General features: G+C 40.6%; 9 protein-coding genes. 7 read left to right on the top strand and 2 right to left on the bottom strand.

The window, feature by feature from the left end; translation table 11 throughout:
• Positions 1–113: 113 nt before the first annotated feature.
• Both N477_RS15675 and N477_RS15670 read left to right on the top strand, forming a co-directional pair.
• A complete protein-coding gene (locus tag N477_RS15675) occupies positions 114–1,355 on the top strand; it encodes an MFS transporter (protein ID WP_063363607.1) in 1,242 nt (413 codons plus the stop codon).
• Between the two features lie 14 nt (positions 1,356–1,369).
• Positions 1,370–2,860: a trehalase family glycosidase gene (locus N477_RS15670; RefSeq protein ID WP_063363608.1), complete on the top strand. Its 1,491-nt coding sequence runs from the start codon at positions 1,370–1,372 to the stop codon at positions 2,858–2,860.
• 256 nt (positions 2,861–3,116) lie between these two features.
• Here the strand turns inward: N477_RS15670 and N477_RS15665 are convergent, their stop codons facing one another.
• On the bottom strand, positions 3,117–4,481 hold the full coding sequence (locus N477_RS15665; RefSeq protein ID WP_063363609.1) for a hypothetical protein: 1,365 nt from the start codon (positions 4,479–4,481) through the stop codon (positions 3,117–3,119).
• A 297-nt stretch (positions 4,482–4,778) separates the two neighbouring features.
• Entirely contained in the window at positions 4,779–5,054 is a 276-nt protein-coding gene (locus N477_RS15660; RefSeq protein ID WP_063363610.1) for a hypothetical protein, read from the bottom strand.
• Between the two features lie 230 nt (positions 5,055–5,284).
• Here N477_RS15660 and N477_RS15655 point away from each other — a divergent pair, with 230 nt between their 5' ends.
• The 5 genes from N477_RS15655 to N477_RS15635 all read left to right on the top strand — a co-directional run bounded on the left by N477_RS15655 (position 5,285) and on the right by N477_RS15635 (position 12,509).
• The gene (locus tag N477_RS15655; protein WP_063363611.1) at positions 5,285–6,283 is read left to right on the top strand and encodes a WD40 repeat domain-containing protein; all 999 of its coding nucleotides are present in this window, start codon (positions 5,285–5,287) and stop codon (positions 6,281–6,283) included.
• A gap of 147 nt (positions 6,284–6,430) precedes the next feature.
• Positions 6,431–7,420 carry a WD40 repeat domain-containing protein gene (locus tag N477_RS15650; RefSeq protein ID WP_155731916.1) on the top strand — a complete coding sequence of 330 codons (990 nt, stop codon included), beginning with the start codon at positions 6,431–6,433 and terminating at the stop codon, positions 7,418–7,420.
• A 51-nt stretch (positions 7,421–7,471) separates the two neighbouring features.
• Positions 7,472–8,641 carry an NERD domain-containing protein gene (locus N477_RS15645; protein WP_063363612.1) on the top strand — a complete coding sequence of 390 codons (1,170 nt, stop codon included), beginning with the start codon at positions 7,472–7,474 and terminating at the stop codon, positions 8,639–8,641.
• A gap of 147 nt (positions 8,642–8,788) precedes the next feature.
• The gene (locus tag N477_RS15640; RefSeq protein WP_063363613.1) at positions 8,789–9,679 is read left to right on the top strand and encodes a cation diffusion facilitator family transporter; all 891 of its coding nucleotides are present in this window, start codon (positions 8,789–8,791) and stop codon (positions 9,677–9,679) included.
• 58 nt (positions 9,680–9,737) lie between these two features.
• Entirely contained in the window at positions 9,738–12,509 is a 2,772-nt protein-coding gene (locus N477_RS15635) for a response regulator (protein WP_063363614.1), read from the top strand.
• The last annotated feature ends 335 nt before the right edge of the window (positions 12,510–12,844 follow it).

Raw genomic sequence — 12,844 nt, 5'->3', positions numbered from 1 at the left:
AAGAGTGGTCGAGGTCATTAACAGCCGTTATTAAATTTTAAAATGCAAACGATTGCATTGTTCGCATATGAGCGCTAGACTGATTTAAACTTACAGTATTTATGAGTCTTTCAATGCACAATATGCGAACTATTTTGGCTATGGGAGCCTGCTACTTTTTATTTGCAATATTGCTCAATAGCGTTGGTACCGTTATTTTGCAAGCAATCAACACGTTTGGTGTGTCTAAAGCGCAAGCGGCGTCTTTAGAAGGGTTTAAAGATTTACCCATTGCAATTGTCTCCTTTTTGGTTGCTTCATTCATTCCTCGAATAGGCTATAAGTTTGCACTTTTAGGTGGCTTATCTTTGGTCACTATCATGTGCCTGATAACGCCTATCGCTGGTAGCTTCTGGGCGCTCAAAGCATTATTTGCAGCTGTTGGCTGTGCATTCGCGATTGTCAAAGTATCTGTTTATGCCTTAATTGGCCAAGTCACCGACTCCACTAAGTCACACTCAAGTTTATTAAACACCATTGAAGGTGTATTCATGGTGGGCGTACTGAGTGGTTATTGGGTATTTGCTGCATTTTTGAGTGAGGATATTGCCTCGAATAATTGGTTGAACGTTTACTACTTATTGGGTGCGCTATCAATTATCACTATGTGCTTTGTATGGTTTGCCAAAATTGATAAACCGACAAATCTGAAACTCAGTCAAGACAGTGCGAAAAGCGACTTTTTTGATATGTTGCGCTTAACTTATCAGCCACTTGTCTTGGTATTTGTGATCAGCGCGTTTTTGTATGTGTTGATTGAACAAGGTGTGGGCACATGGCTACCAACCTTTAATAACCAAGTACTCAATTTACCCGTTGATGTGAGCGTTCAGCTAAGCAGTATTTTTGCTGCGAGCTTAGCTATTGGCCGTTTGGCTGCGGGCCAAATCCTGAAAAAAGTTGATTGGTATCTCTTTTTAAATATCTGCCTTGCAGGTATGGCGGTATTGGTTTTATTGACTTTACCGATGACCAAAGACTTGCCACAAAACCAAGTCACGAGCGTATTTGATGCGCCTACCGCTGCGTATTTAATGCCATTAATAGGATTGCTCATGGCGCCTATTTACCCGGTGATCAATTCAATTATGCTAAGTAGCCTTGAGAAACACCGTCATGCCGCGATGACAGGGCTTATTGTGGTTTTCTCAGCCCTTGGTGGAACGACAGGCTCATTAATTACAGGCTTTGTATTTGAATATATGAGCGGTCAGCATGCCTTTTATATGTCATTAATTCCAATGGCAATTATCACAGTTACCTTATTTCTATTTAAAAAGCGTGCTCAACAAGTAGCGTGCTCGTCAGCAGTTTAAGTCGAGGATTAATAATGAAGTTTGAGCATAGTCGTTTGTTTAAAGACGTGCAATTGTCAGGCATTTTCACTGACAGTAAAACGTTTGCTGATGCTATTCCAAAGCCATCTTGGCAGGCCGTATGTGACTTTTATGACGAGTTGCAACCCAAAGATCTAAAGGCATTTGTTAATGTTCATTTCGAGTTCGCACCAGCGCCAGAGCTAGAAACTCTCGACACGGTTGAGTCTGTCCCTGATTACATCGAACAGCTTTGGAGTAGGTTAACGAGGGAAGCTGGTGAGAAAGACGCTAGCTCGCTTCTTGCTTTGCCTAAGCCATATGTTGTGCCAGGCGGACGATTTAACGAAATTTATTATTGGGATAGCTATTTTACAGCACTTGGGCTGATGGACTCGGGTCGAGAAGCGCTTGTAGAGAATATGCTGGATAATTTTTGTAGTTTAATTAATTCGTTGGGGTATGTTCCGAATGGTAATCGCAGTTACTACGCAACCCGCTCCCAACCACCTGTGACCGCATTAATGGTTGATTTGCTTTGGGATACAAAGCACACAGATCCACAGTGGTTAAATAGAGTGACGTCAGCGTTGAGTAGTGAGTATGAATTTTGGATGAAAGGGCAAAATAAGCTATCGTCTAGAGAGAATACCCATGCCCGTGTTGTGATGATGCCTTGTGGTGGTGTACTTAATCGCTATTGGGATAATGAGTCTCTGCCAAGACCTGAGTCTTATCGAGAGGATTTGGAAGATGCCAAACATCTTACTGCAGAGCAAAAACTTGCGTTTTATCGAAATATACGTGCTGCTTGTGAGTCTGGGTGGGATTTCAGTAGTCGTTGGTTAAGAGAACCAAGTGACTTAAAAACCATCGCCACAACAGATATGGTCCCAATCGACTTAAATGCTTTGCTCTATTTTTTAGAGTCGCAATTGGCCCGTTGCTACCTTGCTTTAAACCGCCATGCTGAATACAGAAAAATGGACAAAAAGGCGAAATCGCGCGCAGACTTGATAGGCCAGTATATGTGGGATGAGCAAGCAAGCTGGTATGTTGATTATGATATTGCTAGCAACTGTCAGCGAGACGTTCAGACGATGGCTGGCACTACTGCACTATTTTTTAACTTAGTTACAGATGCCAGTCACGCGCAGCGAATGTCTAAGAAAATCATGTCTGATTTTTACAAGGTTGGTGGGCTTGTTACCACACTTAACGAAACATCTCAGCAATGGGATAGCCCAAACGGATGGGCACCGCTTCAGTGGTTTGGTGTAAAAGGTTTATTAAACTACGGCTTTGATTGCGAAGCAAAGCAGGTTGGTAAGAGCTGGTTGAGCACATTAGAGTCTAACTTTGCTATTAATAAATGCTTGTTAGAAAAATACAATGTCATTGATTTGAATAAAACAGCGCAAGGTGGAGAATATATAGTTCAGCAAGGCTTTGGCTGGACTAATGGCGTTGCTTGTAGATTATATAAGTTGTTTGGAGATAGGTAGTTTTTTATCCTTCTTTTAGGTAAGCCCCGTTTGTGGGTTTACCTGAAAATACCATTACCCTTAACTAAGTCATTGTATTTCGAAAACTTGTATCTTCGTCATCACTTTATATCGTTAATCTAAATGCTAGGATACGTATGGAATGAAAAAAGCATGGTGTTTTAACCAATTTATTGGATACCAAAAAAGAAAAAAGCGCCTTAAAAAAGGCGCTTTGGCTCACAATCAAGAGACATACACATTATACCCGGGAGTATTAGTGTGTGTGTTCGCCTCCTTTTTCAATACCTAACCAAACTAGTCTTTCTGGCGTGAAATCTAGTTCTATTTCAACTTTTACTTCTGCCGTTTCAAGGTCATACCCTAATACGTGCTGTGCATTTGAGTCAGATACATAAGCAATGTTTTCAGCGCCTGAGAATGCGATGCTAAAAACGGCACCTTCAGGGATAGCTGTCAGCTCATGCTCATGCACTTTTACTGAGTGTGCAACTTCCCAATGGTGCTCATCACCTTCTGCGTGTTGTTCGAAAATAGTGAGTACACCTGCTGTATCTAATACCACAGCATGAGAGCCATCATAGTTGAAGCTACCACCTGCAAATCTGTAGTTTTCTGTTGCTGACCAATCGATCTTTTCAATTTCACCGTGTTCTGCATCAACAACAACTAACTCAGTACCGGCAACACCAATAAACTGATGACTATTCTCATGTCCAATTAGTAAACCAATACGTTGGTTTTCAGCGAAGCTGTCAGGGTTAACAATTTTAGTGGCAACAAATTCACCGTTTTCTTCTGCGATAACGACAACACCATCACCACATGCAAAAGACACATGCTCGTGGTTCTGCGCACTACCGTGAAGTGCAGGGCACGTTACATCAAATACTTTTTCCTGATCAAAATGGTCATCATGTTTATGATAAAGGCCAATTTGCGTTGGTAAAGTTGACTCTGTTTGTGGGTCACGAATTGTACTAAAAGTATATTCACCGCGTGATTGCGCTGCACCGTGCATGTTTGTTTCGTAGTGAATTTCAGCTACTTTGTCTTTGTCACCACCGATGTAGGCCTCAGAAAATACAACCACTTCTGCGTTGACCGCGTCTTCACCACTACCATCGAAGAAAATTGCAGTGCTGCTTTCGCCATTTGTTACATGAGCAGGTTTTACATGATCGAAAGAAACATCGCTAAGCTTTGGCTCTTCCTCATAAGGATGTATGTGGTCGCCATGGTCTTCTTGCCAAATGCCGCCATCGATGAATTCAACACGGCCTTGTTCAGACTGAACAAGCACTGCATAACGGCTGTTTTCTGTTGCGTAAACTCTATTTGCATAATGACTTGATGTAAGTTCACCAGCAACTTCTTTGTGCTCAATATCCAAAACATGTACTGAGTTTATGCCAGGAGAAGTGATTAATAAGCGACCGGCTTCACTTACTGAACCGTGGTCATGATCGTGTCCTTCGTGGCTGTGATCGTCATGACCCTTGTCTTGCTCGACTGTTTCTACAACAGGAGCGTGTTCTACGATTGTTGTTTCTGTGCCACCACAAGCTGCTAGCAATGCTGTTGCAACTGCAACTGAGAGTAATTTGTGTGTGTGTTTCATATTTCTTTCAATTATTAGAGTAGTAAATTAGCAGGAAATTTTAATAGAGACGCCTGCAAATGGAATGTTATAAAATAACAATTTGCGATTATGTTATACTATAACGTGAACCGTGCGCAAGGAAGAATTTGCATTAATCTTAAATTTGTACCTTAGTGGGTACTAAAGCATGGACTGCTGAATAACGAAGATATGAGTGACAAAGGAGTCATTTTTTAAGTGTTCAAAATTGCGTGAAAGTGGATGTGCTAAGGTGGAGAGAGATTGAGCAAAGCACGAATGTGCCAAATTAAGTAATTATTCAGATAAAAATAGGACTCTAATTGCAATAGCGACAAAAACGACGATCACAAGAATAACCTCTATTTTATGTACTATTGATTTTGTTTTTCTACTTTTCTTTTGCTCTTTAGAAGTCACTTTTAATTCCTCGTTGGGGTGGCGCTTTTCATAGGCTGCATTCGCTTTTTTGGCAAATTCAGATCGTTTCTTTGGGCTTAGACTCTGATTCATTGAGCCTTGATAATCAACAACCTTTCCTTTTGCCGCCCTTGCTCTAGGGGCACTACACATGACTACCTCTGATTGAAAGCCATAAATACAACCATGACAACCGTATTTAAATTTGGTTGAACTACTCACTACTACTTTAACATTATAGTACTTTCATCCTGTAATGTCGTTTAATTTTTCTAAATAAATAAGATTTATGTCCGATAATATAATAGTGGGGTAGAACTTAATGTTTAGAAAGGATGCGAGTTTGGGCGAAAAAAGGAATATGCAGTATAAGGGGAGCACCTATGTTTAAGAATATTATCAACATATTTGTCGCATATGCATTGCTTGTTGTATTCGTTGGATGTGACAAGGTGGATAAAAACCACCAATCGGATTTTTATCAAGTGAGTCAAGCACCAATAGATCATGGTGTCTTCTCAGCTCGTGGGGATTTTCTTGCTTTTGTATCTCAAGATCAAATAATCGTAGCGGATGCTCAAGGCGGGGGGACTATGGCGCAGTTTGCACTCAGTGATATACAGGTCACAGACATCGCGTTATCAGTAGATAACAGATTATTGGCAGCCAGCTTTATGACGTACGTGGTCGTTTGGGATTTGGTTAAACAAGAAAAACTCGGTCAATTCAAGGTTGTCGGCGAGTCAGAGTATGCAAAAACATCAAAAGTGGCTATTTACGATAATCCAATGATTTTGCTCATTGGAATGACTGACGGCAGCGTTAATGTTATTGATTTTAAAAACAAGCTGACTAAGCGTGTTAAGCACCATGACGCAAAGATCAGCTTTCTAACGCTTGGTCCACAACGTCAACTCTTGTTAAGTGCAGGACATGATGGCTTGGTTAATATTTCTGATGCAAGGACATTGCAGCCTAAATTTGAGCATAAATTGTCAAAGCGTGTAACCAGCCTAGCTTATAACTTAGAGCAAAATTTGCTGTTTATTTCAGATTCAATGAATGAGCAATGGGTGTTTAAGCCATTTTCAACACAAGACTATTCGATAAAGCTTGCCTATCGTGAAAGGTTTCGCTGGTTTCGGGCCTCTGCGATATCCCCAGATGGCCAGTATTTGGCGACCGGTTCCAGTAAATTTTGGTGGACATTATGGCATGTAAAAACTGGGCAAGAAATTGACGCTTTTGCCATACAGGCAGTAACGTCAACGGCAATGATCTTAGATATGCACATAGATAGAGCAAATAAACTTGTGACACTCAGTAGTGATGGCATTGTTGAATATTGGGAAATCAACACCTTAATAAACTCGACTGATTGATGGCGTAAACTTTGCTTCTTTTGCCTAGAATTTGCGCATCACAGGGTGCTGCGTCAACAATAGGGGACAATAAACTGTACAAATAGAACAAAGGCTATACTATTTGCACAGATTATTTATTGCCCTTGAATTTAGAGAACCAGAACCATGTTGTTAAGACTAATCCCGTTGCTTTTAGTGCTGTTATTAGTTGGGTGTGATGATGAAGTAAAACTCAGTCAAGGAACAATCAGCCAGCTTGGAGATAAAGGGGTACTTATTGGACACTTTTCACAAGATGGCAGCAAACTAGTCACTATAGATAGTACGAATGCGCTGACTGTTTGGGACAGTAGTTCAATGGAAGCTTTGTTTACTGTGCCACAAGACAAAATGCCAGATCTCACTAGAGAGGTTGTCCTTTCTAAAGATAACAATATGCTGATCGTCGTAGGGGATAATCAACTTAAATTTTGGTCATTAGCCACTAAAAAGCTGGTTACTAAAGTGAATTTTTCCGGGGTGAGTGGGTATGCGCATATTACGTCAGTCGCATTATCGCCCTCGATGGACAAAATTATTGTTGCTATGTCTGACGGTACCGTCAACATGGCGCATCTACATACTCAAGTTAATAATCAATTTGCGCCGCACACCCGCCCTGTAATGCATGTGGAATGGGATGCTAAAGGCGAGTTATTTATGACCGCGGCGCAAGATGGCAAATTGGCGCTTTGGCGCTTTGGATCGCCAGACCCGGTGTTCACTAAGGAGTTCAATCATAGGGTAACCAGCTTAGCTGTTAGAAAAGATTTTTCTGAATTTTTTGTATCTGATGCCTTGGATAATCAAGTGATAGCGTCTTTGATTGATGGCGCTGATAAAAGTGAGCTTAAGTATATGGCTCGCTTCAAAGTATTTAGAAAAGCGTTATTTATCGAGAAAAGTGGCTTGTTGGCAACATCTTCGTCTAAATCTCAACTGACGATTTGGGATGCCAAAAGCGGCAATGAGCTGGGAACATGGCAGATCAATACGGTTAATTCGGGGGCGACTATTGTTGATATGTATGCGCCAAGTAAAGAAAAACTAGTGACTTTGAGTAGTGATGGCTTATTGGAAGAGTGGGCGCTAAATATGTTGGCAAACCGAAAATAACACTGTTTTGAGGTTTGTCAGTTGAATTAGGTTTTAATTAGGTACAGTTAAATGAACAGATGGATTTTGTTTTTACTCTTACTTTCGGGGTGGGTGAAAGGTATGCCAGCACAGCTCGATGCCAGTCAATGTGAGCGCTACGCCACAGAGCTGGCGCTGTTGCAAAGCTCTAAGAAGATGTCAGATACAGATCAGGCGCGCATTTTTCGCCTTACAGAGCGAATAGAGCAGTATTGTCAGTCTCCAACTCAAATTGTCAATGTAACAGAAAACCACAGCAACCTTCCCGTATTTGGAGCTAGTCAATTTCGTGACCCTAAGGTGTATTCAAAGTGGCAAGCTTTTTATGAAAAACCGATTATTTGCCATGATGGGGAGCAGACCTTTCAAAGTGCAGTGAGGTGTGCTGAGCTAGTTGCAGAGCAAAAGCAGGCTTTTGAAGCGCTGTTGGCTCAACAAAATAAGTTAAGTGAGCAAGCTGAGCGAGCACAGGTTTTTGCAAAACCGCCTGTCATTAGTGGATCTGTTGCTTCTTTGAATTCTATCGTTCCCCACTCACATGAATTGCCCAACACGCTTGACGACAATATAGAAAAACAGCCAGATCATTTTACCCGTTTTGGCTTTTGGTTAAGTATCGTATTGTGTGGTTATATTGTAATAGAACTCGCAAAACGGTTTCTCAGCAAGGATTATAGCACCAGCTACTCATCAAAAAAGAGAAGCTTTAAAAAGACTTATGACGTACTGAGTAGTAAGTTGGATAAAAAGAAATACATCATAGTGCACCGAAGTATGAGTCCATTGCTAGAAGAGCTGGATATTGATGGTGTGGTGCTATCGCCATTTGGTGTTTTTGTGTTTATTTGCTCTCAGCATGTTGGTGAAATAGAAGCAAACTTACATAGTGAAATGTGGCATGTGACGAAAGAGGGAAGTGCTCAGTTTTTCTTGAATCCACTCAACTCATCAAAAGTACGAGCGGGTAAACTTGCAAAATACATTGGCGCCAAAAGTGGTGTTAGGCACATGGTCGCTTTTAATAATGGTTGTCGTTTTTACCCAGGTCGTCCCGCCAATTGCTTTGAAAATTCGCAAGTCGCACTTGAAGTCATGCGCTATACCCAATTTTTATATAGTTATGAGCAGCTTCGTTATTTTGAGCAGCGTTTGTATTCGGCGAGCCACGTAGTAGCCTCTGGGCAGGAAGTGATTAGTTAGCTCATGCTTTTAGATGAAAAAAATAGTCTATTTATTTGCTAAATATTGTTATTTTTGATGCGTCTGAAATGAAATAGAGTTACAATTATCGGCCTTTATCATAAGGCACCCTCTAATTTATAGTTACAAAGGTTTCTCAAGTTTCGAATGACCGATCTTACAACTCATGAGGCTTCTCGGAAGCGCTTACTTATTGCGCTTGCATTGACTTGCACGTTTATGGTTATCCAACTAATTGGTGCATATTTTGCCAATTCTCTAGCCGTGCTCGCAGACGCAGGACACCTATTTGTCCACAACAGCTCGTTGCTTATCGCTTTAATCGCATCGAGTATTGCGGTAAAACTCGCTAAAAACTTTAATGAAGGTTACAAAAAAGCAGAATACACTGGTGGACTTATCAATGGTATTTTGTATGTTTCTATTGCTGTGATTATTCTGCTTGAAGCGACAGAGCGGATCGAATTACATAGCCAAGGTCATGTTCACGAAGTGAATACATTTTTGATGTCCACCATTGCAGGAGTGGGTTTCTTGTTTCATGGTGTGGCTGCTTGGGTTTTGTATAAAGGCAGAAAAGACAGCATTAATGTCTACGCGGTATTTTTACACTCCTTTTTTGATTTATTATCAACAGTCTCGACGTTTGTTGCAGGCATACTCATTCATTTGACGGGGTTCAATATTATTGATGTGCTTTCAAGTATGTTGATTTCAAGCTTTGTGTTATTTACCGGTTTTAAGGTGATTAAAACATGCTTGACTGGACTCCTTAGCAAAGAGAGCGCACTGCCTAATGTAGACAAACTTGAACAGGCGATTGTTGATACTGAACATGTTGAAAGCGTACATAATGTGACTGTATCCAACACTGACGATGAGCTGATAGTGGGGGCGCATATTGTTTTAAAACATCATTGCACCATAGAAATGCACGATGATGCGTGTCGTTTCCAAGTTGAAGCGCGCTTAAAGCAGCTATTTTCTGTTGAAAAATGTGTGCTGCAAATAGAAAGTCACGATTGTCCCCACCATTAAACTTGGCAAATAACCAGCTTTCCTTTATTTTTTAATAGAATATAAAGAGGAGCTGGTATTGCTAAATCAATTCGTTAAATTACCCAAGGTAATTATTGCACTATTTTTAGGAATAGTTGGCGGCGTTGCCAACCTGCTTCCTATTTGGTTTCTAGACAGCTCAGAGTTTTTGTTTGGACAGCTGTTTGTTATCTTGTGCTTACTTGCTTTAGGCTGGCGCTATGCGGTGATCGCTGTTGCCATCGGTGCACTTTTTTTGCTGTATCGGTGGGGGCATTGCTGGGCCTCTCTTGTATTCCTGTTCGAAATAGCATGGTTACAAATATTTTGTATTCGTGCCAACAAGCCCTTGTTCATTCGAGGCTTGGGCTACTGGGTGCTATTTGGTGTGCCCATTTTGTTTATTGTCGGCAAATTTGTACTAGGGCTGACATTATTAGTGATTTTCACCGCACTTGCTAAGTATCTGATTAATGCTGCGGTCTACCTTGCAATTGTCGACTTGATATCGCTGTTTCTATTCAAACGTGTATGGCAAGCTAAGTCTCTCTATCAAATTCTTAACTACATGATCAGTCAGTTGATTATATTGGTGGTGCTGATCACAACAATAGTGCTTACCAACAGTCATTACAAACGCATAGAGTATGAAGTCACAGCTCAGCTACAAGATGCTTCCGGCAGTGCATTAAAGCAAATTGATGATTATCTTGAAAGCTATCGGCGAGCGATTATGGTCGCGGCTCAGGATATTCAATCGGGTGTGGATAAACAGCAGGTGATCAGACGACTGGTAGAGACCTATCCAAATTTTAGAACGGCTATTGTGGCTGATCACAGCGCGATGGTGACACACTTCTACCCTAAAGCGTTGCAAGTCAGTTTGATAGGCGAAGTGCCATCAGTTGCTGACCGTGAATACTTTCTTCAAGCACCTTATTATCCTAATGGTTATGTGTCTGGGATTTTCCAAGGTCGGGGGTTTGGTAATGACCCTGTCGTGGCTGTATCTGCCCCCTTGTACGAGGAGGGCGAGTTCCAAGGGATCGTTGAGAGTTCCCTATATTTTGAGTCTTTTGAGCAGTTTATTCCTAGGGTACTTGCGCAAAAAGGACATCTACTGATTGTTGATCATGAAAACAACATCGTTTATAGCTCTTTAAAATCTGACTTTAACATTTTAGATAATATTGCAGATCAGCAGCTACAAGAATTGACTGAAACAACAGACCAAATCTTCATCAGCAACAATCGAGATGTGTACTACAAGCAGAGTATGCAATCTGATATTTTCCAGTGGCGGGTAATTAGCTTAATTGAGCGTAAGCATGTGAACTTAGCTGTCGCGTCCGCTTGGATACAGTCGTTTATTCTAGCTCTATTTATCATTGCGATTAGCAGCTTTTTAGTGAATAGAATGACGCGAGTATTCACTAAACCCATAGTGGATTTAAGTCATAGTATTAACTCATTTGACCCCAGTAAAAAAATGTCTGAAGTGAATAATAGTACCGATGGTAGTTGTTTAGAGGTCATTATTTTACAGCAGCAGTTTTCACAGTTGGCATTTAAACTATCGATGAGTTTTACCAAATTAAATACGGCCAATGATGAAAATGCGCAGCTCAATAGAAAACTACAAGATTTTAATAAAACCTTAGAGTTGGAAGTACGCCAAAAAACGGAGGAGCTTATCAGCGCACTAGAAAGTGCTAACAGAGCAAGCTCGGCAAAAAGCCAATTTCTGGCCAATATGAGCCATGAAATAAGAACACCGCTCAATGGCATTATTGGCATGTCAGAAGCACTCATACAGTCAGAGCAAGATGACAAAGCAAAAGAGCAATTAGACATTATTTATAAATCAGCTCACAAACTGTTATTGATACTGAATGACATTTTAGATTACTCGAAAATTGAAGCAGGGGCGTTGCATCTTTCTAAGCAAGATACTGACATTAATAAGTTTGTTAAGGATCTTTCTACATCTTTTGAACAGTCCATAAAAAATCCTAAGGTTGAATTCACTTATGTGATTTTGGATACAGTCCCTGAAGTACTTGTCATTGATGATCTGCGTGTTGGGCAGGTTATCAATAACTTATTGAGTAATGCTGGTAAATTCACTGAGGAAGGCTTTATTCGCTTTGAGCTTAATTATCACAACGAGCAATTAACTTGCAGTATCAAGGATACTGGCGTTGGTATTTCAGAAGCTGCGCAAAAAGACTTATTTGATGAGTTTACGCAAGCTGATTTGTCTACAACACGCAAATACGGTGGAACTGGGCTTGGTTTGACGATTTGTAAGCGTTTGGTCTCACTGATGGAAGGTGAGCTGACTTTTACTTCTCAAGAACACAAGGGCAGTGAGTTTTCTGTTGTGATCCCAGCTAAACAAGGCGGTCGAATAGAGCGCTCGGTGCAAGAGAATGTAGGTATCCCCAATTTAGAAGGCATTCGACTTTTATTAGTAGAGGATAATCCGATCAACCAGATTGTAGCGATGCAAATGTTGGCTAAAACAGGCGGCGAAGTTGTAAAAGCACAGGATGGTGTAGAGGCACTGGAAGCGTTAAAAGCGCAAAAATATGATGTTGTGCTCATGGATTGCCAAATGCCGAATATGGATGGGTTTGAGTGTACACGCGCTATTCGTTCAATGCCTGAAGAATACGGCAGACCCTACATCATTGCTATTACCGCTAATGCATTCAGCGAAGACAAAGCCAAGTGCCTGCAAGTGGGCATGGATGACTTTGTCGCTAAGCCTATTGAATCGTCTGAGCTATATCATTGCTTGTTTAAATGGCAAGCAAAGGAGTTATAGAATACGTTTGTGCTTTAAACTGACTTTCCCAATGTAGCATGTTTGAATATATTGCGTTTAGGCATGCTAATACTTGGACTATTTCCTGCCCATTACCCCTAAATCTAGAGGGTGAATATAAATTTACTACCACTCAACTAGTGCCAGATTTATGGCATGCCACTCAGTATTGTTTTTTATTCTTTCATTACTATAAAAGTTAAATTCAGTTAACAGAATGGTCTTTTGTTTTATATAAAATGTTCATTTTATGTTTTTTTGTTCGGTGTTTTAGCATTATTAATAAGCTTTTATCTGATTAAGTGTTGTGTAATAAAGTGTAATAGAACTTACAT

It is taken from the genome of Pseudoalteromonas luteoviolacea H33-S (assembly GCF_001625695.1).
GTDB classification, from domain to species: Bacteria; Pseudomonadota; Gammaproteobacteria; order Enterobacterales; family Alteromonadaceae; genus Pseudoalteromonas; species Pseudoalteromonas luteoviolacea_B.
This window is presented reverse-complemented; position numbering and strand designations above follow the sequence as displayed.